This is a genomic window from Millisia brevis NBRC 105863 (assembly GCF_001552615.1).
GTDB classification, from domain to species: Bacteria; Actinomycetota; Actinomycetes; order Mycobacteriales; family Mycobacteriaceae; genus Millisia; species Millisia brevis.
This window is the reverse complement of sequence record NZ_BCRN01000012.1, coordinates 159,696-181,196: the sequence shown is the minus strand read 5'-3', so window position 1 is coordinate 181,196 and position 21,501 is coordinate 159,696. Positions and strand designations below refer to the sequence as shown.

The window sequence follows — 21,501 nt, the reverse complement described above, 5'->3', positions numbered from 1 at the left end:
GGCGGGCCCGGGACAGGCGGGCCCGGGACAGGCGGGCCGTAGTGTCCACGACATCGGTTCCGACCACATCGAGCTGACCGGCCTGGTCGTTCGCGGACACCACGGGGTCTTCGCCCACGAGAAGCGCGACGGGCAGGACTTCGTGGTCGACCTGGTCGTGTGGACCGACCTGCGGGCGGCCGCGGCGAGCGATGACCTGGCCGACACAGTCGACTACGGGAACCTCGCCGATGTGGTCGTCGCCGTGGTCGGGGGAGATCCCGTCGACCTGATCGAGACGGTCGCCGAACGGGTTGCCGCCGCGGTTCTGGCCGCGGACGGACGGATCCGCCGCGTCCGGGTCACCCTGCACAAGCCGTCCGCCCCGATCCCGCATCGCTTCGACGATGTCGCGGTCGTGGTCACCCGCACCCCGGCCCGCCCCGCCGGCGGATCGTCCGCGGCCGGCGGCGACGGATCGCCCGCGGTGGGGAGCGGCCGATGAGCACCGCGGTGTTGTCGATCGGATCGAACGTCGGCGACAGTGTCGGGCACCTGCGGACCGTCGTCGAATCGCTGGGCAGCCGGCTCGTGGCCGCCTCGTCGATCTATCGCACCGCACCGTGGGGCGGGGTCGACCAGGCCGATTTCCACAACGGGGTGGTCATCGCCCGCGACACCGGCGCAGAGCCGCGCGACTGGTTGCAGTTGGCGGTCGACCTGGAGCGGCGGGCGGAACGAGTCCGCGTGACCCGCTGGGGGCCGCGCACCCTGGACGTCGACGTGATCACCTGCGACGACGTGCGCAGCGACGACCCGGAACTGACGCTTCCGCATCCGCGCGCCCATCTGCGAGCCTTCGTCCTGATCCCGTGGCTCGAGGTCCAACCCGACGCCGCGCTACCGGTCGACGGCCGCGACGTGGCGATCGCGCAGTTGCTGACCGAGCTGCCGGAGGCGGACCGCGACTCGGTCGTGCGCACCGACGACGGGTGGACGGCACCGACCGTGCCGGATCCGGTACGGGGGTCCTGATGCCCCCCGTGCGGCCGACCCGCCCCGTCGATCTGCTGTTGGTGTTCTGCGCCTGCGTCGCCGGGTCCTGGATGCTGGTGCGGGCGTTCTACGGCTCGCTGCCGCATATCCCCCCGTACGCGGGCGCCTCGTTGTACATCGTCGCCGCCGCCCTGGTCGGGTTGGCGTTGCTGGTCCGCTCGCGGGTCGGCAGTCGCCGTATCGGACCGGGGCCGAGCGAGTTGCATCCGCTGACCGCGGCGCGGGCGCTGATCCTGGCGAAGGCGTCGGCGTTGCTGGGTGCCGGTGCCGCCGGGATCTGGCTGGGCATGCTGCTGATCATCCTTCCCGAACGATCCCGGTTGACCGCCGCCGCGGCGGACACGACCGGCGTGGTGCTCGGCGCGATCGCGGGAATCGTATTGGTGGCTGCCGCACTGTTTCTCGAATATTGCTGCCGGCGACCGGACGATCCGCCCGAGGAACCGGAAACCTAACGACGGCGGCGGCCGGGCATCGTCGATACCGCACCGTTACTCTGGTCCGCATGTCGGAGGCAGGGCGGACCGCATCGAAGCGTCGTGATCGACGCGGTCCGGGGGAAGTCTTGCTCACCGCCGTGGTCGTGCTGGGGGTCGCGGCAAGTTTGGTGATGTTGCTCAGTACGGATACACGGCTGTTGCGCGTGGGGGTGGTGTGCGCATTGTGGGCGGCGGTCCTGGGGGCTTTCGCGATGATGCGCTATCGCCGAGAATCGGCCGCCGATCGCAGCCGGGTCCGCGATATGCAGACCGTCTACCAGCTCGAACTCGAGCGTGAGGTCGCGGCTCGTCGCGAATACGAACTCGGGGTCGAGAAGAAGGTCCGCGAGGAGAACGAGCTCGAGGGCGACGAACTGCGCGCGCTGCGGGCGGAATTGGTCGTCCTGAGGCAGAGCATCCAGATGCTCTACGAGGGTCGGCTGCCCGAGGATCAGGTCGCCCTGGGCGTCGACGGGCCACGGGAGTTGGCCGGGGGGCGGTCGTCGGCCGTGTCCGAGCCGGCCCCGGCCTTCCGGCCGCCGTTCGCCTCGCCGAACGATCCGCCGGTGACCGTCGAGACCGCCGTGGTGCCCTCCGGGGACGGCGCCGGCGATGAGCCGGCCGCCGCTCGGAACGCCGGCTTCGGTGCGAGCCGCTGGGCGCAGGCGGCCCCGGTGTCGCCCGCGACGGTTCGCCCGGCCGCCTCCGCGGGCCCGACCGCCGCGCCGGCGCCCGGGTCGCCGCGGCCGTCCTCCGTGCCGCATCCGTCCTCGTCCAACCCGACCGTGGTGATGCCGATCCCGACCGGCGCACCGATTCCGATGCCGGCCGCTCCCGCGTTTCCCGAGGCGCCCACCGATCCGGCGCCCGCCGATCGCTCGCCCGCCGTTCCCGCATCCGCTGGTTTCGCGCCGGCCGGTTCCGCGCCTGCCGTTTCCACACCGGCTGCTTCCACCCCCGCTGTTTCCACACCGGCTGCTTCCACCCCCGCTGTTTCCACACCGGCTGCTTCCACCCCCGCCGTTTCCGCGCCTGCTGTTTCCGCGCCTGCTGTTTCCGTGCCGGTGACATCCGCGTCGGCGGATTCCCCGCGGGACGAGTCCGCACGCAACGATTCGGGCGAGGAGGCCCCGCTTCCGCGTCGCCGCCGTCGTTTGACCACCACGCCGGCCGAGGACGAGCCGGCCCCGCCGATGCAGTGGGTGACCATCTCCGACGATTCCGGATCACGGCACGGCGCGCCTTCCGCCGGGGACGGCGAATCCCGCCACGGCGCGCTCGACCGCGACGAATCCGCCGCCGCGGCATCGGACGACAGCGCGCCGGCGACGGGAGCGCATTCGACCGGGCGATCGGTCGCCGAGATAATGGCGGGGCTCGCCGTCGAGTCGGGCCGCGGCAGCCGATAGGTTCGACGCCGGCGCGATGGTCGGCGGTGCGGTGTCCGCCGCCGGACCCAACTGCGCCGGTCGTTGGTCAACGCGTCAGGAGGGGCCCGGATGACAAATGAGTCGGAGCTCGGGCCGAGCGATCCGGCGCCGGCCCGATTGTCGGTCGGCGTCGTGTCGGCCGGACGGGTGGGAACCGCCCTCGGCGAGGCCCTGGATCGGGTGGGGCACGTGGTTGTCGCGGTCGGGGCGGTGTCCGCGGCATCGCGGCGCCGGGCCGCCGATCGATTGCCCGACGCCCGCATCCTGCCCGCGGCCGAGGTCGCGGCGAGCTGTGATCTGCTGATCCTCGCCGTTCCCGATACCGAGCTGGCCGCCCTGGTCGTCGGACTGGCGGAGACCGGCGCGGTGCGACCCGACACCCTGGTGCTGCACACCTCCGGCACCTACGGCGTCGGCATCCTGGAACCGCTGCGCGCGGTGGGAGCCCTGCCGTTGGCGGTCCATCCGGCGATGACCTTCTCGGGCCGACCCGAGGACACCGACCGGCTGGCCTCGGCGTGTTTCGGAATCACCGCCGCCGACCCGACCGGCTACGCGATCGCCCAGTCGCTGGTCCTCGAGATCGGCGGCGAGCCGGTGCGGGTGAGCGAACAGATGCGCCCGCTGTACCACGCGGCGCTCGTTCACAGTTGCAACTACCTGGTCACCCTGGTCGCCGATGCCCTGGACGTGCTGCGGATCGCGCTGCGCGACGACGGGGAGTTGCTGGGGCAGCAGCCGATCGACGATCGCCCCGGCGGCGTTGCCGAGCGGGTGCTCGCCCCCATGTTGTCCGCCGGCCTGGACAACGTCCTGCGGCACGGCGGCGCGGCCCTGACCGGCCCGGTGGCACGGTCGGATGCCGCCGCGGTCGCCCGACATCTCGACGCCCTGATCGCCGCGGATCCGGCGGTCGCCCGCTCCTATCGCCAGATGGCCGCGCGCACCGCCGAGCGGGTCGGTGTGGGCGCGGACCTCTGGGCGGTTCTGGACGCCGCGGCCGCGGCGGACGGCGGATCGATCGGGGACTCCACGCGACCCTCCGATGCCGATGCCGATGCCGATGCCGATGCCGATGCGGATGCCGGTGCGGAGTCGGATGCGGGCGCCGGGTCCGATGCAGATGTCGATACCGATGGCGAACGAGGACGAGGATGAGCGACGTGACAAGCGAAACGCTGCCGGTCGGCGGCCCGGCGACCGCCTACCGGCCCGGTGAACTCACCGTCTCCGGCGACCCGGATGCCGTTCGCACCGCCGTTCGGGCGCTGCGAGCGGCCGGCCGGCGGGTCGCGCTGGTCCCGACGATGGGCGCCCTGCACCGGGGCCACCTCGAACTGGTGCGGCAGGCCCGGCGCAGCGCCGAGATCATCGTGGTGTCGATCTTCGTCAACCCGCTGCAGTTCGGCCCCACCGAGGATCTCGATCGCTATCCGCGCACCCTCGACGCCGATGTCGAATTGTTGCGGGCCGAGGGCGTCGCGATCGTCTTCGCGCCCACCGCGGCGACGATGTACCCGAACGGCATGCGCACGACCGTGCATCCCGGCCCGATGGCCGACGAATTGGAGGGCGCGGTGCGGCCCGGCCATTTCGCCGGGGTGCTGACCGTCGTCGCGAAGCTGTTCAACATCGTCGGCGCGAATGCCGCCTACTTCGGCGAGAAGGACTACCAACAGTTGGTCGCGATCGATCAGATGGTGCGCGATCTCAACATGCCGATCACGGTGCACGGGGTGCCGACGGTGCGGGAAGCCGACGGATTGGCGCTGTCCTCGCGTAACCGGTATCTCGACCCGGCGGAACGCGAGGCCGCCGTCGCCCTGTCGGCGGCGTTGGCCGCGGGCGCCGCCGCGGCCGTCGACGGGCACACCGCCGCGGTCGACGCGACGCGGTCGGTATTGGATGCGGTTCCGCAGGTGCGGCCGGACTACATCGAATTGCGTTCCCGCTCGCTCGGTCCCGCCCCGGCCGACGGCCCGGCGCGACTGCTGGTGGCGGCCCGCGTCGGTCCCGCCCGGTTGATCGACAACATCGAGGTACACGTCGGACCGCGGCCGACCGATGAGTCCGCCACCGCCGGCCACGCGGGCTGACATGCTGCTTGCGATCGACATGCGCCATGTCGGCACCGTCGTCGGTCTGTTCTCCGGCAAGGGATCCCACGCGTCCCTCGTGCGTCGCTGGCGGGTGCGGACCGACCCGGCGGCCACCGCCGACGAACTGTCGATGACCATTCGCGGGCTGTTGGGCCCGCATATCGAGTCGGTGACCGGGATCGGAGCGCTCTCGACGCCGCCGTCGGTGCTGCGGGAGCTGCGGGCGATGCTGGCCGAGGACTTCGGCACCGTGCCGTCGGTGGTGATCGGACCGGGCGTGCGCACCGGGGTGCCCCTGCTGGTCGACAACCCGCGCGAGGTGGGCGCCGACCGAATTGTCAACGCGCTGGCGGCATTCGAAAGCTGCGGCGGTGCCTGCATCGTCGTCGACGTCAGCACCTCGATCTGCGTCGACGCCGTCTCGGCCGGCGGGGAATTCCTCGGTGGCGCCATCGCGCCCGGGCTGCAACTGGCGACCGAGGCATTGATCTCGCGGGCCGGACTGCGCGACGTCGAATTGCTGCGCCCCCGCTCGGTGGTCGGCAAGAGCAGCGTCGAGGCCGTGCAAGCCGGGGCGATCTTCGGATTCGCCGGGCTGGTGGACGGTTTGGTCGATCGAGTTCGTCGCACATTCGCCGACCGGGACGGCGACCCGGTGGTGATCGCCACCGGCGATCAGGCCGGATTGATCGTGCCGGAGACCTCGACGATCGAGCGCCACGAGCCGGGCCTGACCCTCGAGGGGCTGCGGCTGGCGTTCGAGCGGGATCGACACCGCCGCCGCTGAGCACGCCCGCGCCCGTGCGGACGGCCGCCGGATCCGGATAGGCGGGTCGGCCGGACATGCGCATCCATCTGTTGTGATGCCCACCGGGCTGTGGCAGTATTTATCGGGTGAGTACATACGAGTTGAACCTGGAGTGTTGTCGCGGCTGACGCGCGCCCTGGTTCCCGTACGTCCTCATTCGAAAGAATCCCTTTCTCATGCCCTCACCTTCTGGTGTGGTGGCGTCAGCCGCTACCCGGCGTCGTGCCGGCTCGCATACCGCCATCCCCACCGATCGCGTCCCTCCCACCTCGCTGCGCCTGGCCGACCTGCTCCGGATCACCGATGAGGTCGCCGCGGATGTCCTGGACGGCCACTACGCCGACATCGTTCCCAGCCCGCTTCCCGCCGCCGAACGCTGGTCGCTGCGGGTGCGGCAGGACGAGGAGGTCGACGTCTGGCTGATCAGCTGGGTGCTCGACCGTTCCACCGAACTGCACGACCACGCCGGCTCCCTCGGAGCGTTGACCGTCGTCCGCGGCGCTTTAGAGGAATCCCGTTGGACGGGAACCGAACTGAAGACCCGCCGGTTGGCTGCGGGCGATCAGGCCGCGTTCCCGCTCGGCTGGGTCCACGACGTGACCGCCGCGTCCGGCGACGAACTCCCCGCTCTCAGCGTGCACGCCTACTCGCCGCCGCTGACCGCGATGTCCTATTACCGGGTCCTCCCCGACGGCCGCATCGGCCGCACCCGGTCCGAACTCACCGAAGAGCCGGAGGCGGTTCGATGACCCTCGCCGTTGATCGTCCGCTCGCCACCGTGCCCGCCCCGCGCCGCGGCCGCACCGTCGACGATGTCCTGTCGACCGCCCGGTCCGGGCTGAATCGCCTCTACCCGCACGAGGTCCTCGCGGCCGTCGCCGCCGGCGCGATCGTCGTCGACATCCGCCCGCAGGAGCAGCGGGTGCGCGAGGGTGTCCTGCCCGGCGCCCTCGCGATCGAGCGCAACGTCCTGGAGTGGCGCCTGGACCCGACCGGGCCGGACCGTCTCGCCACCGCCGTCGACCACGACGTCATCTGGATCGTCGTCTGCTCCGAGGGCTTCTCCTCCTCGCTGGCCGCCGCCTCGCTGCAGGAATTGGGCCTGTGGCGGGCCACCGACGTCGTCGGTGGCTACCGGGCGATGGTCTCCGCCGGCGTGGCATCGGTCTCCGAGCAGGCCGCGCATTCCCGGCGCGAGACGGCCAGTCTGGCAACGCTGTAGCCGATTCGACCGACCGCTGCCGCCGTGTCGGGCCGCCCGGGCCCGGTTCGGCGGAGTGCGGTCGAATAAGCTGACCGCTCGTGACCGACACCGACTCCGATGGAGCAGACGATTTTGTAGCCGACGCGCCCGAACAGGTTCTCGTGCGCCGGGACAAGCGCGCTCGCCTGTTCGCGGACGGTGCCTCTCCGTACCCGGTGTCGGTGCCGCGCACCCATTCCCTGGCGGAGATTCGGGCCGCGTACCCCGACCTGGAGTCGGATGTGGCGACCGGGGACATCGTGTCGGTGGTCGGCCGGGTCATGTTCCTGCGCAATACCGGCAAGCTCTGCTTCGCGACGCTGCAGGAGGGCGACGGCACGCAGTTGCAGGTCATGTTGTCGCTGACCCGCGTCGGCGAGGACGCACTGAGCGAGTGGAAGGCCCTGGTCGACATCGGCGACTTCGTCGGGCTCACCGGCGAGGTGATCACCTCCCGCCGCGGTGAACTCAGCGTGCTCGCCGACTCGTGGTTGATGGCGGCCAAGGCGCTGCGTCCGCTGCCGGTCGCCTACAAGGACATGAACGAGGAATCGCGGGTGCGCCGGCGGCCGGTCGACCTGATCATGCGTCCGCAGGCGCGTGAAATGGTGCGGCGCCGTTCGGCGGTGATCGCGGCCCTGCGCGCCGGTCTGACCGATCGCGGCTTCATCGAGGTAGAGACGCCGATGCTGCAGACCCTGCACGGCGGGGCGGCGGCGCGGCCGTTCGTCACCCATTCCAACGCCCTCGATATCGACCTCTACCTCCGGATCGCGCCGGAGCTGTTCCTCAAGCGCGCGGTGGTCGGCGGCATTGAGCGGGTCTTCGAAATCAATCGCAACTTCCGCAACGAGGGCGTCGATTCCTCGCATTCGCCGGAGTTCGCGATGCTGGAAACGTACCAAGCCTACGGAACCTATGACGATTCCGCGGTGATGATCCGCGAGCTCATCCAGGAAATCGCGGTCGCCGTTTTCGGTTCGACCACCATCACCCTCGCCGATGGGGAGATCTACGACTTCGGCGGCGAGTGGACCTGGATGGACATGTATCCGACCCTGTCGGAGGGCATCGGGGTGGAGATCACCCCCGAGACGCCGGTCGAGCAGCTTCGGGAGTTGGCGGAAAAGGCGGATATCGACATTCCGCCCGGGGCCGGCCACGGCAAGCTCGTCGAGGAACTCTGGGAGCACGTCTGCGGCGATCGGCTTCATCGGCCGACGTTCGTACGCAACTTCCCGGTCGAGACGTCGCCGCTGGTGCGCGAGCATCGCAGCATTCCCGGAGTCGTCGAGAAGTGGGATCTCTACGTGCGCGGCTTCGAGTTGGCGACCGGGTACTCCGAGCTGATCGACCCGGTTGTCCAGCGGGAACGTTTCGTCGACCAGGCGCGGCTGGCCGCGGCGGGCGACGAGGAGGCGATGGTCCTCGACGAGGACTTCCTGACCACGATGGAGTACGGCATGCCGCCGACGACCGGAACGGGCATGGGCGTCGATCGGCTGCTGATGGCATTGACCGGATTGGGCATTCGGGAAACCATTCTCTTCCCGCTGACGAAGCCCCGCCGATAGGGCACGTGTCGGACACCTCCGACATTTGTACCCACATTCGACCATTCGTGAGGTATTCTCTATCTATGCGCTCAGGGAGGGGCGCATAACGGTTTGAGAGCATGCCGATAGGCATGAGGTCGAACGGGGGGAGCCATCATGGCCAAACAAGTAACGGTAACGCTGATCGATGATGTCGACGAGGTTCCGGCCTCGGAGACGGTGCGCTTCGGGCTGGACGGCCGGACGTACGAGATCGACCTTTCCGATGCCAATGCCAACAAGCTGCGCCGCCAGCTGTCGGGTTGGATCGAGCACAGTCGCCCCGCGGGGTTCCTCGGTTCCGGCCGGGGCCACGCCGATTCGTCTCCGAAGCGTCGGGGCGCGGCGGATCGGGCGCACAGCGCCGCGGTTCGGCGGTGGGCGAAGGATCACGGCTACGAGATCTCCGATCGTGGTCGTATCTCGACGGAGGTCGTCCAGGCCTACGATGCGGCCAACTGAAGTCGCGGCAAACTGACGTCGCGACCAACCGGGTAGGCGGCCCGTCCGCCACACAGGTCGAAAAGGACCGGGTGTCGTTCATTCGAACGACTCCCGGTCCTTTCGTCTGCGCCGATTCGTTCGCTGTTGGCGTAGCCGGCCCGGAATCACCGGGGTGGGGACGTACGTTTGACTGGAGTAACCGCGGTGGACCGACGAGAACCAGTTCTCGCCACCCGGTGGGAAGATCGGTTCGGCCGCCTCGGCCGAACCTCGTAGGCACCGTCGCACGATGGTTGTCGTAGGTCGCCGGCATCGTTGCCGGCAGAGCAAGCCGCCGGTCTGCCGGCGGTGGCAAATCGCCGGTCCGAGACCGGCACCATGGGGCCCCGAGAACTAGACTCGGCCCGGGAGACCGTGCCTACGGATTCCCACGAGTGCGAGGGAGTAGCGCAATGTTCGAGAGATTCACCGATCGCGCGCGTCGTGTTGTGGTGCTGGCCCAGGAAGAGGCCAGGATGCTCAATCACAACTACATCGGCACCGAGCACATCCTGCTCGGGCTGATTCACGAGGGTGAGGGCGTTGCCGCCAAGTCTCTCGAGTCGTTGGGCATCTCGTTGGAAGGTGTGCGCAGCCAGGTCGAGGAGATCATCGGCCAGGGGCAGCAGGCGCCGTCCGGGCATATCCCGTTCACCCCGCGCGCCAAGAAGGTCCTGGAGCTGTCCCTGCGCGAGGCGCTGCAGCTCGGACACAACTACATCGGCACCGAGCACATTCTGCTCGGCCTGATTCGTGAGGGCGAGGGCGTCGCCGCTCAGGTGCTCGTCAAGCTCGGCGCCGACCTGGCGCGGGTGCGCCAGCAGGTCATCCAGCTGCTGTCCGGCTACCAGGGCAAGGAGCCGACGGAGTCCGGCAGCGGCCGCGGCGAGTCCGGCACCCCGTCGACCTCGCTCGTGCTCGATCAGTTCGGCCGCAACCTCACCGAGGCCGCCCGCGAGGGCAAGCTCGACCCGGTGATCGGTCGCGCCAAGGAGATCGAGCGCGTCATGCAGGTGCTCTCCCGGCGCACCAAGAACAACCCCGTCCTGATCGGTGAGCCCGGCGTCGGCAAGACCGCCGTCGTCGAAGGCCTCGCCCAGGCGATCGTCAACGGCGAGGTGCCCGAGACCCTCAAGGACAAGCAGCTCTACACCCTCGATCTCGGCTCGCTGGTCGCCGGTTCCCGGTACCGCGGCGACTTCGAGGAGCGGCTGCGCAAGGTCCTCAAGGAGATCAACACCCGCGGCGACATCATCCTGTTCATCGACGAGCTGCACACCCTGGTGGGTGCCGGCGCCGCCGAGGGCGCGATCGACGCCGCGAGCATCCTCAAGCCGAAGCTGGCTCGTGGTGAGCTGCAGACCATCGGTGCGACCACCCTCGACGAGTACCGCAAGTACATCGAGAAGGACGCCGCCCTCGAGCGCCGCTTCCAGCCGGTGCAGGTCGGCGAGCCGACCGTCGAGCACACCATCGAGATCCTCAAGGGGCTGCGCGACCGGTACGAGGCGCATCACCGCGTCTCGATCACCGACGGCGCCCTGGTCGCGGCGGCCACCCTCGCGGACCGCTACATCAACGACCGCTTCCTGCCGGACAAGGCGATCGACCTGATCGACGAGGCCGGTGCCCGGATGCGCATCCGTCGGATGACCGCGCCGCCGGACCTGCGCGAGTTCGACGACAAGATCGCCGACGCTCGTCGCGAGAAGGAATCCGCGATCGACGCGCAGGACTTCGAGAAGGCCGCCCGCCTGCGGGACACCGAGAAGCAGCTGGTCGCCCAGCGGGCCGAGCGGGAGAAGCAGTGGCGTTCCGGTGACCTCGACGTCGTCGCGGAGGTCGACGACGAGCAGATCGCCGAGGTCCTGGGCAACTGGACCGGCATCCCGGTGTTCAAGCTGACCGAGGAGGAGACCACCCGCCTGCTGCGCATGGAGGACGAACTCCACAAGCGCATCATCGGGCAGGAGGACGCGGTGAAGGCGGTCGCCAAGGCGATCCGTCGTACCCGCGCCGGCCTGAAGGATCCGAAGCGCCCGTCGGGCTCGTTCATCTTCGCCGGCCCGTCCGGTGTCGGTAAGACCGAGCTGTCGAAGGCGCTCGCGAACTTCCTCTTCGGCGAGGACGACGCGCTGATCCAGATCGACATGGGCGAGTTCCACGACCGCTTCACCGCCTCGCGGCTCTTCGGTGCCCCTCCGGGGTACGTCGGCTACGAGGAGGGCGGCCAGCTCACCGAGAAGGTGCGCCGCAAGCCGTTCTCGGTGGTGCTGTTCGACGAGATCGAAAAGGCGCACCAGGAGATCTACAACACCCTCCTGCAGGTGCTCGAGGACGGCCGTCTCACCGACGGTCAGGGTCGTACCGTCGACTTCAAGAACACGGTGCTGATCTTCACCTCGAACCTGGGCACCTCCGACATCTCGAAGGCTGTCGGCCTCGGCTTCTCGTCGAGCGACAACCAGGGCTCGAACTACGAGCGGATGAAGCTCAAGGTGCACGACGAGCTCAAGAAGCACTTCCGGCCGGAGTTCCTCAACCGCATCGACGACATCATCGTCTTCCACCAGCTGACGCAGGACGAGATCATCCAGATGGTCGACCTGATGATCGGCCGCGTGGAGAAGCAGCTGAAGAACAAGGACATGGCGCTCGAGCTGACCGACAACGCCAAGGCGTTGCTGGCCAAGCGCGGCTTCGATCCGGTGCTCGGTGCTCGGCCGCTGCGTCGGACCATCCAGCGCGAGATCGAGGACCAGCTGTCCGAGAAGATCCTCTTCAACGAGATCGGACCGGGTCAGATCGTTCTGGTCGACGTCGAGGGCTGGGACGGCACCGGAGTGGGCGAGAACGCGAAGTTCACCTTCCGGGGTGAGACCAAGTCCGACGTGTCCGACAAGGATCTGGTCGACCTGGCCAAGGAGTAGCAACGGTTGGCCGGCCCTTCCTCGGGAGGGCCGGCCCCACACCGCTCGAGAGGGCGTCACCGCTGGTCGGTGACGCCCTCTCGGCGTTTGGTGGTGCGGCGGCCGGGGCTGGTCGGCCGCCGCGGATCTGTGGGCCGGTCGGTGCCGCTGTATGTGATGCGCCGATCGGACGGTGCGTCGATCGGGTGCGGGGACCGGGGAAAGACGGTGGGCTGCTGAAGGGCTGTCAGCCGTCGCGGAGCGTCAGCGCCGGGCGAAGGTGAGGCAGTCGGCCAGATCGGAGCCGCCGCCGATGCGCACCGAGGAAGCGGTGCACTCGAGGTGTTCGTTGTGGTTGCAGTCGGCGCGCTGGCAGGCACCGACGCTGGACATCGCGGTATCGAGGCCGCCCTTGATGCTCAGCGGAATGAACGTGGCGCACTGGGCATCCGAGCCCGCGCCACCGATCGTCACGGCGGCGGCGTGACACGAGGAATGTTCGTTATTGGAGCAGCCGGCGACCGTACATTCGGCAACCTGGGGCAACTCGGCGAGCGTAGCCATAATTCCTCCTTCGTTGAATGCTCCCGACAGGTCCAACGATAGGCCGGTGCGGCGGTGTCCGATAGCCAGGTCAGGCTGCCCTGGCCTGCGCGGATGTCATCCCGGTGAGATCCCGAATTCCCTCGAGCTCAATTGATTTCGTCGAATCTCGAGATGTCGGTGAGCGGCTGTGTTCATTCTGTGAATGTGATTCTGCACAAACCGGTTGCGCCCGCATTTCGCCTGCCCGTGCGGAGCGGATTCGGGTGGAGCGGGTATCGGCGATACTTGCTCGATGGCGACCGACGACCCGTGGAATCACTCTCGGCAGCCGCCTCCCGGTGGGCGGCCGTATCGGCAGGCGCCCGACTCGGATTCCGGTGCGGACTCTGCTTACCCCGCATCCCCATACCCACCTTCGCCGTACCCGCCATCGCAGTACCCACCGTCCCCGCATTCGCCGTCCGGATCCCCTCCGGACCGGGCGAATCCGGGGGATCAGCCGTACGGCCCGGGCTCCGGCGGCGGAGCCCCATATCCGCCGTCGTACCCGCCCCGGTTCTCTCCGCCGCAGCCGGGACCGCTTCCGCCGGGACCATCGCAGTCGCCCACGCCGCAGTCGGGAGCGCCGCAGTCCGGAGCGCCGCAGTCCGGAGCGGGGCAGCCGCTACCACCCCGGGCGGGGCCCGGGCAGCCGTTTCCACCGCAGTGGTACCCGCCGGGTGGATCGCACCCTCCGAACGCTCCGCAACCGAGCGTCGGTACGCCGTACGCGCCCGCCAAACCTCCGCCGCGTTCGATCTGGTGGATCGCCGCCCTGGTCACGATGGTGGTGATCCCCCTGCTGCTGCTCGCGCCGGCGGTGTCGACGTTCACGCAGATCTTCGACGAGGACGCCATCGTCCCCGCCGACGGCAACTCCCACACGGTCCGGATCGACAGTCCGGGTGACCGGTTGCTGTTCATGCGCGACGGCGGCTTCCGACCCGAGTGCACCGTGACCGGCGCGCAGACCGCGCCGCTCGGCGGCGAACTCACCGTCAACAGTTGGTACGCCTTCGACCGAATCGTTTCCCCGCCCTCGCAGTTCGAGATCCTTTGTGCGTCACCGTCGCCCACGCCGGTCGATGTGCGCATCGCACCGGCCGGCTCCCTCGGCCAGGGTGTGCTGCTGATGGTCGGCGCGATCTTCACCGGCATCTTCGGTTTCATCTGGCTGGTTCTCCTGGCGGTGGTGCGACACGGTCGGCGTCGCGAAGCGCTCTACTGGGGTGGACCCGGACATTCGTGAACCTCCCGGTGACCGGCGGTGCCACACTGGGGTGAGCGTCCGACGACGCGGACCCTGCGCCGCGCGTGGCCATCGGCCGCACAACGATCCGGGAGAGAGCGGGAGGTCGAGATGAGTGCCGATGCCAACATCGTGCGCTGTCCGTCGTGTGGGACCCGAAATCGGTTGCCGGTGTCCGCTTCCGGGCATCCGAGGTGCGCGTCGTGCAAGGCACCGTTGCCCTGGTTGGTCGCGGCCGGCGATGGTGACTTCTCCGCCGCGATCGATACCTCGATGCCGGTCCTGGTCGATCTGTGGGCGCCGTGGTGCGGCCCCTGCCGAATGATCGCGCCGGCGGTGGAGAAGGCGGCGACCGACTACGCCGGCAAGCTCAAGGCGATCAAGGTCAATGTCGATCAGGCGCCGCAGATCGCCTCGCGCTACGACGCCTGGAGCATCCCCACCCTGCTGATGCTGCGCGACGGCAAGGTCGTCTCCCGGCAGGTCGGCGCGGTGCCGCAGGGACAACTGCTCGACTGGGTGGGGCGCGAGATCGACGCTTGAGCCCGCGCCGGCCCACGGTGCGGCCGAGCCCGATCAGGTGAGCGGGACCGCCTTGTAGACCCGGGTGGCGTACCGCAGTTCGACGTCGCCGTCCCCGGCGAGATCGCGTACCGCGGCGTCGACGTCCCGGCGCTCCTGCGGCCCGGCCGCGATGTAGAGACTGCGGCTGGCGACCAACTGCACCAGGGTGTCCGCATTCATGGTGCGCACCCAATGGAAGGTCTCGACGTCCGCCGGGCCGAACGGCTCCGGGATCGTCGGGCCACCGTCCGCGTCGAGCCGCTCCGCGGCGGAGTCGCCCATGATCAGCGAGAGCCGCCGCGTGAACGGATCGGTGACGTCGCGGATATTCCAGATCAGCCCGAGCACCCCGCCCGGAACCAGAACGCGGGCGGCCTCGGCGGCGGCGACGATCGGATCGACCCAGTGCCAGGCCTGCCCGTAGACGATCGCCTCGGCGCTGTCGTCCGGCACCGGCAGCGATTCGCCGCTGCCCACCAGGGTGCGGATCTGCGGGCTGCGCGCCGATAGCTGTTCGAGCATCCGGGCGTCCGGGTCGACCGCGATCACCTCGGCGCCGGTCGCCGCGACAGCGCGGGTCAGCTTGCCGGTACCCGCGCCGACGTCGATCACCCGGGCCGGCTGCGAGGACAGCAGCCAGGCGACCGCATCGGTCGGGTACTCGGGCCGGGCCGCGTCGTAGTCGGCGCTCACGGACCCGAACGACGTCGCGTGCGCGCTGCGCTCCGCAGCCGTCTTCGGATGGGTGGTCAGGGATGGGTGCGGGGCCTCGGCGTCACGGCGGGGGTGGTGTGCTCGTGTGCTCATACCGCCACGCTAACCCTCCCGCCCGGCGCCCCGGCCGCCTCGAGAGTGACGGTTTCTGCGGTTGAACCGAGGAAAGTGACACTCTCGCGGCGCGGCGCGGCGCGAGGCGCGGCGAGGCGAGGCGGAGCGGCGCGAGGGGAGGGGGAGGGAGGGTCAGCCGACGGCGGAGCGGGAGTCGCTGTGCAGGCACTCGTGGAGAGCCTCGGCGTTCAGCGGCCGCGAGTAGGTGTAGCCCTGGGCCTGGTCGCAGCCGGACGCGACGAGCAGTTCGTGCTGGCCGTGCGTCTCGACCCCCTCGCCGACAACCGTCAGGTTCAGCGCCCGGCCGATGCTGATCACCGCGCGGATCACGGCGTCACACCGCGAATCGCTGCCGATCCCGGCGGTGAACCGGCCGTCGATCTTCAGCATGTCCACCGACAGCTCGGTGATGCGCGCGAGGCTCGAGTAGCCAGTGCCGACGTCGTCGATCGCGATGCGCACCCCGTCGCGGCGCAGCGCCTCGAGGTCGTCGAGGGATATCAGCTCGAGCATCGGCGCGTACGACTCGGTCAGCTCCAGCACGATGCGGTCCAGCGGAACGGAGTGCCGTTCGGCGGCGGAGCGGACCATGCGTGCCAGGTCGCCGGTCTCGAGCAGGTGCCCGGAGACGTTGATGTGCACGGCGCAGTCGAGGTCGCCGATCGTATGGGCGGCCAACGCCAGGGATCGGTCGATCACCCGCTTGCCGACGTCGTGCACCAGCGGTGTCGACTCGACCAGCTCCAGGAAGGCGCCCGGCCCGAGCAGTCCGCGCGTGGGATGGCGCCATCGCAGGAGGCATTCGATCGCCGCCGGCCGCCCGGTGGACAGATCGATGATCGGCTGCCCGAACATCTCGAACTCGTCGCAGGCCAGCGCCCGCTCGATATCGCCGACGTCCAGGACATCGCCCGCCTGACCGGCGGCGGACCAGTCGACGACGATGCGGCTGCGTCCGGCCCGCTTGGCGGCATACATCGCCCGGTCGGCGTCGCGGATGACATCCTCGGGTGCGCGGCCGGGGCGGGCCATCGTCGCGCCGATCGACACCGCCATCGTGATGGTGCGGCCGGAGAGATTCGCGGGCCTGCAGATCGACGAGCGCAACCGTTCGGCGATGGTGCGCACCTCGAAGGGCGCGTCCCGGCCGCTGGTGACCACCACGAATTCGTCTCCGCCGAGCCGCACCACCAGATCGGTCGGCCGGACGGTCGCGGCCAACCGCGCCGACACCGTACGCAGGAGTTGATCGCCGACCTCGTGGCCGCTGCGGTCGTTGATCGTCTTGAAGCCGTCCAGATCGAGCAGGAAGACGGCGGCGGGCTCGGTGCCCTTCTCGACGAGGGCGAGACGATCGAGCAGTTCCCGCCGGTTGTGCAGGCCGGTCAGCGGGTCGAAGCGGGCCTGGCGTGCCAGTGTCTGGACCTGCTCGCGGCGGGCGGTGATGTCCTCGACGACCGCCAAACCGCCGGGCAACTCGGTGCTGTCGGTGGGCAGTCCGGCGAGGGAGATCGACGCCCACCTCTCGCGCCGGTCGTCGCCGGCGAGCCGTACCTCGCAGCGGCTGTGCTCCCGGTGCAGCAACAGGATCGATTCGATAGCATGCTGCAGCGCCGGCCGATCGTCCTCGACGACGATGGTCTCCAATGGCGCACCGGCCGGATCCCGCGGCAGTCCGGCGATCATCGACCCGAGATGTTCATTGATGCGGACGATATGGGCCGAACCATTGGTGACGGCCAGGGAAGCCATTCCCACCGGCGCGGAATCGAATGCGGCCCGGAATTCCGCCTCCCGGTGGCGCAGATCGAGTCGGAGCCTATCCTGATCGTCGCGGCGCAGGGCGACGACGTAGGTCATCACGGTGAAGATCATGCTGAGCGCCTGCGCCTCGATGATCGAGGTCTCGATCGAGAACGATCCGAACAGGCCGTCGCCGCCGAGCGACGCCAGGATCACCAGCGACGACGCCAGCACGTTGATCACCGCGGTCACCGTGGTGGAGAAGCGTTCGGCGACCCAGATACACATCGCGGCCGCCAGCAGAGGGGCGGCGAGGGTGCGTTCGGTGGTGACGAACAGGACGATGCCGAACAGGCCGATGATCGGCAGTAGCAACAGGTGGCGACGCAGATTGCCGGCGTTCGGCCGCGGCAGTGGCGACGCCCGCAGACACATATAGGCGGAGGCGAGCAGCAGGATGCTCAGCGAGTCGCGCAGCGTCCAGGTGGCCCATGCCAGTTCGACGGCGTCGGCGCGGCCCAGCGCGATGAACGCGGCGCTGCGGATCGTCGCGCTGACCGCGGAGGCGACGATCGCGGCGGTCGCGAGCAGGTAGAGGTCGCGCGACTCGCGGAAGCGCAGGGGGTCGCGGCCGCCGCGGCGCAGGATGACGTCGGCCACCAGGGTCTGCGCGCCGAAGCCGACGGCGAAGGGTCCGATCAGTTCGGGGGAGATGCCCATCGCCGCACACATCGGGACGGCGACGATCGTGATCGTTGCGATGATGCCGATCCGGGCGCGCAGGGTGGTGCCGAGGGTGCAGATCCAGATCACCGCGACCCCGGCGGCGGGCCACACCGTCGAGATCGACCCGCCGGGGACGGTGGTCAGGTGGCCGACCCAGATCATGGCGACGAAGAGCACGGCGAAGGTGGGATGGCGCCACGGGAGCGCGTTCGCCCGGATACCCGGGCGATCGGCGGGTGGCTGATCGGTGGACGAGGGCGTGGCGGGGTCTCCGGATGTCTCGGTGCGCGGAGACGCCATTACCCAACCTTTCCCGCGGACTTCCCCGACGGTCCGGTCACGGGAGCTCGCCGCGCGACCTCCAGGGTCCGCTTATTATGGTCCATCGCAGCGGAGTATGACCAATTAAACGCGCCAAACAAGATTGGTGACCGTTAAATGGGTGGTATATGAACCGCGGTGTCGGGGCCGTGCGGGACGCTCCGGGTCAGCCGGCGAACGGGTCGAGAGCTGCGTCGATCGGGGTGTCCCCGCCGACGACGGTGACCGTGCGGCCGGCAAATCCGCCGCGCAGCAGGATGCGGGCGAGGACAGCGGCCACATCGGCGCGGGTGACCTCGTCGCGGGTGTCGGTGGTCGAGATGGTGACCAGGCCGGTGGCCGGCTCGTTGACAAGAACCCCGGGGCGCACGATCGTCCAATCGAGTCCGTCGCGGGTGCGCAGGTCGTCCTCGGCGGCCCTCTTGGCGCGCAGGTAGGCGGCGAAGACCGGATCGACGGCCGGATCGTCGGCGGTGTCGGTGCCGATCGAGGAGATCTGTACGAAGCGGGGGACACCCGCGGCGAGAGCGGCATCGGCCAGCAGCACCGAGCCGCCGCGGTCCATCGTGTCCTTGCGACCCGAACCGCTGCCCGGGCCGGCGCCGGCGGCGAAGACAACCGCGTCCGCCCCGGTCAGCACCGCGGCCAGGTCGGCGACGCTCGCGGATTCGAGATCGATCACCACCGCGCGGGCACCGTCGGATTCCACGTCGGGAACGTGATCCGGATTGCGAACGATGGCGACGACCTGTTGTCCGGCGGCGTGCAGATCCCTGATCAACTGCCGGGCGATCTGTCCGTGGCCGCCCGCGATGGCGATAACCGACATGCGGTCGACTCTATCGCGCCCCCGTGCGGCCGTCCTTCATCCACCGGTGAGACGCCCGCGCGGGTGGACGGGCGTACCCGCCCACCCGCACAGGTCAGTCCTGTGTGACGGCGGACCGTCGGCCGGCGGACAGTGTCCGCTCGGTCAGCGCCGCAAAAATCACGGCGAGCGCAAACCAGAGCGTGGCCGTGGTGGCCAGTGACGACAATCGGAACGACCACATCAGGCTCGCGGAGAAGCCTTCGGGAGCCGCCTCGGCGTTCGGCAGCAGCAGCCACCCGATGGCCACAACGACCACCCCGGCGAGCACCGGGGCCGCCAGCTTCAGAGCCGGCTGCGCCCCGGCTACCGCCCGCGCGGCGTACCCGGCGGCGATGACGGCCACAGCGCCCAGGACCACCGCGGCCACCCACTGCAGAGTGCGCGCGTTGATCGTGTCCGGGTCGCCGACGGCCGGTGGGTTCGCCGGGTAGAGCAGGAACGGCACCAGCACGACTGCGAGGTAGCAGGCCCCCGTCACCAGCAGCACCCGCACCGATTCGTTGTGTCGAGCGAGCAAACCGGCCCGACGAACCAGGTAGATCACCGCGCCGAGCAGGGCGCCGAGCGCGGCTCCACTGAGCGTGGTGGCCAGGAACAACCCGAACTTCTGCATCCCCCGGGTGACTTCCACTGCGGAGTCGTCACCATGGGAATGGCCGCCCGCGGCTTCCTCGGCTACCCCGTCATGGCTGTGATCTGCGCTTTCGGCCGCTGCGGCCTGCGCTTCCTCGTAGGCGATCGCGGAATCGACATTCGGCTCTCCGACCACGAACGCCACCGCACCCGCCAGAAGACCGGCCAGGACGCCGGCCAGCAACCCGCGCAGCACGAGCGTCAGAAACGGCTCGTGGCGGGTGGGGGTGGGGTGATCGTTGGTCGGGGCCGCGCTCAGTGACACGGAACCCCGAGCAGATGCCGCCCATCGTGCATCAGCTCGTGCAGGAACATCCCACTACGGGAGATCGTGCCCTGGTCGAAGCCGACGAGGTAGAGCACGAGAAATGCGATGGCCACCGTTATCGCGGTGGCGGCGACGACGGCCGCGGCTGATGCCGGTGCCTCGCCGGTGTGGACCAATGCCATGGGTGGAAGCCTTCCCGGGATGTGCGCGTCCCAGCGTGCGGAGAGATGTATCGACGACGGGGGCGTTTTCTGACTCGCACCCGAGGGTGCTCACAGTGGCGCGACCGTCCCGGATTCTCACCGGGTTACCGCGTCCCGTCGTCGGTCCTGCTCAGCGCACTTTCGCACCGGGGAAGACAAAAGTCAACGGCGGCGCCGTCGACCGAAATGCCGGACCTGTCGTCCGGCGGGTATCAGGAGGCGGGCGCCTCTTCGGCGGACGCGGCGGCCGGTGCCGGCACGTCGAGGACCACCTCGAATTCGAGCAGGCTCGCACCGGTGGCGACCGGCTTGGCGCGCTCGCCCGAGTGGGCGGCGACCGCGGGGCCCTGCGCCCACGCCTGGAAGGCCTCGTCGGACTCCCACTGGGTCACCACGAAGTAGCGGGTGTCGCCCTTGATCGGGCGCAGGAGCTGGAATCCGAGGAATCCGGGGGAATTGTCGACCGAGTGCGCGCGAGCGGCGAACCGCTTCTCCAGCTCGGGGCCGGCGCCCTCGGGAACGTCGATTGCGTTGATCTTCACGACTGCCACGTCGCCGAGGCTACTACTGTCTACGGACGTGGACGGCTCGGTGATCGCGTTGCGCCGCGACTCGCCGTTGCACGACGAGGGCGGCGTCCTCGGCGGTGGATCGATTCTGTTGTTGCACGGTCTGATGGGCAGTGCACGCACCTGGCGCCGGCAGCTGCCCTGGCTGCGCGAGCTGGGGCGCGTTTATACCTTCGACGCCCTCGGCCACGGTCGGGTCGCCCCGGCACGCCCCGATACCGACCTCTTCGTCGACGATCTGATCGCCCACCTGACCGCGGGCGGCGATATTCGCGACCTGGTCGTCATCGGCCACTCGATGGGCGGGATCCACGGCATCTGTCTGGCGGCGCGGCGGCCCGACCTGGTGCGGGCGCTGGTCGTCGAGGACATCGGCGTCGACTACCGCGGCCGGACCGCCGTCGAATGGGTATCGGTGATCGACCGGTGGCCGACCCCGTTCCCCACCCGCGCGGCGGTGCTCGACTACTTCGGTCCGATCGCCGGCCAGTACTTCCTCGAATCGTTCCGCCGCGACGAAGACGGGTACCACCTGCACGGCGAGCTCGGCATGTTCCGGGATATCGCCGAGGAGTGGGGGCGGCGCGCCTTCTGGGACGAATGGCTGCGGGTGAGCTGCCCGGCGCTGCTGCTGGAGGCGGAGCGCGGGGTGGCGCCGGCCGGACAGATGATCCGCATGAACCAGCTGCGGCCCGGGTCGCGATACACGCTGATCTCCAACAGCGGGCACCTGGTGCACGACGAGCAGCCCGCCGCCTATCGCAGCGCGGTCGAGCCCTTCGTCACCTCCGCGATCCTGCGGACACCGCCCTCGGATACCCCCTGATCGGAAGCCTCCCCGAAGCCGGGGCCGGGCGCGG

Annotated in this window: 21 protein-coding genes, 1 pseudogene and 1 riboswitch; of the genes and pseudogenes, 15 read left to right on the top strand and 7 right to left on the bottom strand. The window is 69.6% G+C overall.

Annotated elements, in window-relative coordinates:
- Positions 1 to 52 precede the first annotated feature (52 nt).
- The 12 genes and pseudogenes from folB (at position 53) to MB1_RS17015 (ending at position 12,102) form a co-directional block, all read left to right on the top strand.
- On the top strand, positions 53 to 484 hold the full coding sequence (gene folB, locus MB1_RS17070) for a dihydroneopterin aldolase (protein WP_066910015.1): 432 nt from the start codon (positions 53 to 55) through the stop codon (positions 482 to 484).
- Positions 481 to 1,014, top strand: coding sequence for a 2-amino-4-hydroxy-6-hydroxymethyldihydropteridine diphosphokinase (gene folK / locus MB1_RS17065; RefSeq protein ID WP_066909921.1), 534 nt, complete (start codon positions 481 to 483; stop codon positions 1,012 to 1,014). Before folB ends, folK begins: the two co-directional genes overlap by 4 nt.
- Complete coding sequence (locus MB1_RS17060) at positions 1,014 to 1,490, top strand: DUF3180 domain-containing protein (RefSeq protein ID WP_066910012.1); 477 nt, start codon at positions 1,014 to 1,016, stop codon at positions 1,488 to 1,490. Before folK ends, MB1_RS17060 begins: the two co-directional genes overlap by 1 nt.
- 50 nt (positions 1,491 to 1,540) lie before the next feature.
- A complete protein-coding gene (locus tag MB1_RS17055; RefSeq protein ID WP_157084127.1) occupies positions 1,541 to 2,923 on the top strand; it encodes a DUF6779 domain-containing protein in 1,383 nt (460 codons plus the stop codon).
- A 90-nt stretch (positions 2,924 to 3,013) separates the two neighbouring features.
- Positions 3,014 to 3,937, top strand: a pseudogene (locus MB1_RS17050) (Rossmann-like and DUF2520 domain-containing protein); the annotation flags it as partial.
- A 161-nt stretch (positions 3,938 to 4,098) separates the two neighbouring features.
- A complete protein-coding gene (gene panC, locus MB1_RS17045; protein WP_066909916.1) occupies positions 4,099 to 5,040 on the top strand; it encodes a pantoate--beta-alanine ligase in 942 nt (313 codons plus the stop codon).
- Between the two features lies 1 nt (position 5,041).
- Positions 5,042 to 5,830 carry a type III pantothenate kinase gene (locus MB1_RS17040; RefSeq protein WP_066909913.1) on the top strand — a complete coding sequence of 263 codons (789 nt, stop codon included), beginning with the start codon at positions 5,042 to 5,044 and terminating at the stop codon, positions 5,828 to 5,830.
- A gap of 197 nt (positions 5,831 to 6,027) precedes the next feature.
- Complete coding sequence (locus tag MB1_RS17035) at positions 6,028 to 6,600, top strand: cysteine dioxygenase (protein WP_066909910.1); 573 nt, start codon at positions 6,028 to 6,030, stop codon at positions 6,598 to 6,600.
- On the top strand, positions 6,597 to 7,073 hold the full coding sequence (locus MB1_RS17030) for a rhodanese-like domain-containing protein (RefSeq protein WP_066909907.1): 477 nt from the start codon (positions 6,597 to 6,599) through the stop codon (positions 7,071 to 7,073). Before MB1_RS17035 ends, MB1_RS17030 begins: the two co-directional genes overlap by 4 nt.
- 80 nt (positions 7,074 to 7,153) lie before the next feature.
- Positions 7,154 to 8,668, top strand: a complete 1,515-nt coding sequence (lysS, locus tag MB1_RS17025) for a lysine--tRNA ligase (RefSeq protein WP_066909904.1) — start codon at positions 7,154 to 7,156, stop codon at positions 8,666 to 8,668.
- Between the two features lie 138 nt (positions 8,669 to 8,806).
- A complete protein-coding gene (locus MB1_RS17020) occupies positions 8,807 to 9,151 on the top strand; it encodes a histone-like nucleoid-structuring protein Lsr2 (protein WP_066909901.1) in 345 nt (114 codons plus the stop codon).
- A gap of 434 nt (positions 9,152 to 9,585) precedes the next feature.
- Positions 9,586 to 12,102 (top strand): ATP-dependent Clp protease ATP-binding subunit, encoded by a 2,517-nt coding sequence (locus MB1_RS17015; RefSeq protein ID WP_066909898.1) that lies wholly within the window; start codon positions 9,586 to 9,588, stop codon positions 12,100 to 12,102.
- A 243-nt stretch (positions 12,103 to 12,345) separates the two neighbouring features.
- Here MB1_RS17015 and MB1_RS17010 read toward each other — a convergent pair whose 3' ends face one another.
- Positions 12,346 to 12,645, bottom strand: coding sequence for a DUF1540 domain-containing protein (locus tag MB1_RS17010; RefSeq protein ID WP_066909895.1), 300 nt, complete (start codon positions 12,643 to 12,645; stop codon positions 12,346 to 12,348).
- An 805-nt stretch (positions 12,646 to 13,450) separates the two neighbouring features.
- On the opposite strand from MB1_RS17010, the gene MB1_RS17005 reads away from it, so the two are divergent.
- Positions 13,451 to 13,915, top strand: coding sequence for a hypothetical protein (locus MB1_RS17005; protein ID WP_066909892.1), 465 nt, complete (start codon positions 13,451 to 13,453; stop codon positions 13,913 to 13,915).
- 111 nt (positions 13,916 to 14,026) lie between these two features.
- Complete coding sequence (gene trxA, locus MB1_RS17000) at positions 14,027 to 14,458, top strand: thioredoxin (RefSeq protein WP_066909889.1); 432 nt, start codon at positions 14,027 to 14,029, stop codon at positions 14,456 to 14,458.
- Positions 14,459 to 14,491: 33 nt separating this feature from the next.
- Here trxA and MB1_RS16995 read toward each other — a convergent pair whose 3' ends face one another.
- The 6 genes from MB1_RS16995 to mhuD form a co-directional block, all read right to left on the bottom strand.
- Positions 14,492 to 15,286 (bottom strand): class I SAM-dependent methyltransferase, encoded by a 795-nt coding sequence (locus MB1_RS16995; RefSeq protein WP_084352024.1) that lies wholly within the window; start codon positions 15,284 to 15,286, stop codon positions 14,492 to 14,494.
- Positions 15,287 to 15,439: 153 nt separating this feature from the next.
- The gene (locus tag MB1_RS16990; protein ID WP_066909886.1) at positions 15,440 to 18,076 is read right to left on the bottom strand and encodes a bifunctional diguanylate cyclase/phosphodiesterase; all 2,637 of its coding nucleotides are present in this window, start codon (positions 18,074 to 18,076) and stop codon (positions 15,440 to 15,442) included.
- A gap of 187 nt (positions 18,077 to 18,263) precedes the next feature.
- A complete protein-coding gene (locus tag MB1_RS16985; protein WP_066909883.1) occupies positions 18,264 to 18,926 on the bottom strand; it encodes an SDR family oxidoreductase in 663 nt (220 codons plus the stop codon).
- 94 nt (positions 18,927 to 19,020) lie between these two features.
- Positions 19,021 to 19,866, bottom strand: coding sequence for a CbtA family protein (locus MB1_RS16980; RefSeq protein WP_439646954.1), 846 nt, complete (start codon positions 19,864 to 19,866; stop codon positions 19,021 to 19,023).
- Positions 19,857 to 20,051 (bottom strand): CbtB domain-containing protein, encoded by a 195-nt coding sequence (locus MB1_RS16975; RefSeq protein WP_066910003.1) that lies wholly within the window; start codon positions 20,049 to 20,051, stop codon positions 19,857 to 19,859. Before MB1_RS16975 ends, MB1_RS16980 begins: the two co-directional genes overlap by 10 nt.
- Positions 20,052 to 20,093: 42 nt before the next feature.
- Positions 20,094 to 20,205: riboswitch (cobalamin riboswitch) on the bottom strand.
- A gap of 79 nt (positions 20,206 to 20,284) precedes the next feature.
- Complete coding sequence (gene mhuD, locus MB1_RS16970; RefSeq protein WP_066909880.1) at positions 20,285 to 20,623, bottom strand: mycobilin-forming heme oxygenase MhuD; 339 nt, start codon at positions 20,621 to 20,623, stop codon at positions 20,285 to 20,287.
- Positions 20,624 to 20,651: 28 nt separating this feature from the next.
- Between mhuD and MB1_RS16965 the strand changes: the two genes are divergently transcribed.
- Positions 20,652 to 21,467: an alpha/beta fold hydrolase gene (locus tag MB1_RS16965; RefSeq protein WP_281190172.1), complete on the top strand. Its 816-nt coding sequence runs from the start codon at positions 20,652 to 20,654 to the stop codon at positions 21,465 to 21,467.
- The last annotated feature ends 34 nt before the right edge of the window (positions 21,468 to 21,501 follow it).

What these genes read in the sequence shown, in the direction of transcription:
- folK (WP_066909921.1), top strand. Translation starts at nt 481, where the DNA reads ATGAGCACCGCGGTGTTGTCGATCGGATCGAACGTCGGCGACAGTGTC.
- MB1_RS17060 (WP_066910012.1), top strand. Translation starts at nt 1,014, where the DNA reads ATGCCCCCCGTGCGGCCGACCCGCCCCGTCGATCTGCTGTTGGTGTTC.
- MB1_RS17055 (WP_157084127.1), top strand. Translation starts at nt 1,541, where the DNA reads ATGTCGGAGGCAGGGCGGACCGCATCGAAGCGTCGTGATCGACGCGGT.
- panC (WP_066909916.1), top strand. Translation starts at nt 4,099, where the DNA reads ATGAGCGACGTGACAAGCGAAACGCTGCCGGTCGGCGGCCCGGCGACC.
- MB1_RS17040 (WP_066909913.1), top strand. Translation starts at nt 5,042, where the DNA reads ATGCTGCTTGCGATCGACATGCGCCATGTCGGCACCGTCGTCGGTCTG.
- MB1_RS17035 (WP_066909910.1), top strand. Translation starts at nt 6,028, where the DNA reads ATGCCCTCACCTTCTGGTGTGGTGGCGTCAGCCGCTACCCGGCGTCGT.
- MB1_RS17030 (WP_066909907.1), top strand. Translation starts at nt 6,597, where the DNA reads ATGACCCTCGCCGTTGATCGTCCGCTCGCCACCGTGCCCGCCCCGCGC.
- MB1_RS17020 (WP_066909901.1), top strand. Translation starts at nt 8,807, where the DNA reads ATGGCCAAACAAGTAACGGTAACGCTGATCGATGATGTCGACGAGGTT.
- MB1_RS17015 (WP_066909898.1), top strand. Translation starts at nt 9,586, where the DNA reads ATGTTCGAGAGATTCACCGATCGCGCGCGTCGTGTTGTGGTGCTGGCC.
- MB1_RS17010 (WP_066909895.1), bottom strand. Translation starts at nt 12,645, where the DNA reads ATGGCTACGCTCGCCGAGTTGCCCCAGGTTGCCGAATGTACGGTCGCC.
- MB1_RS17005 (WP_066909892.1), top strand. Translation starts at nt 13,451, where the DNA reads ATGGTGGTGATCCCCCTGCTGCTGCTCGCGCCGGCGGTGTCGACGTTC.
- trxA (WP_066909889.1), top strand. Translation starts at nt 14,027, where the DNA reads ATGAGTGCCGATGCCAACATCGTGCGCTGTCCGTCGTGTGGGACCCGA.
- MB1_RS16995 (WP_084352024.1), bottom strand. Translation starts at nt 15,286, where the DNA reads ATGAGCACACGAGCACACCACCCCCGCCGTGACGCCGAGGCCCCGCAC.
- MB1_RS16990 (WP_066909886.1), bottom strand. Translation starts at nt 18,076, where the DNA reads ATGGCGTCTCCGCGCACCGAGACATCCGGAGACCCCGCCACGCCCTCG.
- MB1_RS16985 (WP_066909883.1), bottom strand. Translation starts at nt 18,926, where the DNA reads ATGTCGGTTATCGCCATCGCGGGCGGCCACGGACAGATCGCCCGGCAG.
- MB1_RS16975 (WP_066910003.1), bottom strand. Translation starts at nt 20,051, where the DNA reads ATGGCATTGGTCCACACCGGCGAGGCACCGGCATCAGCCGCGGCCGTC.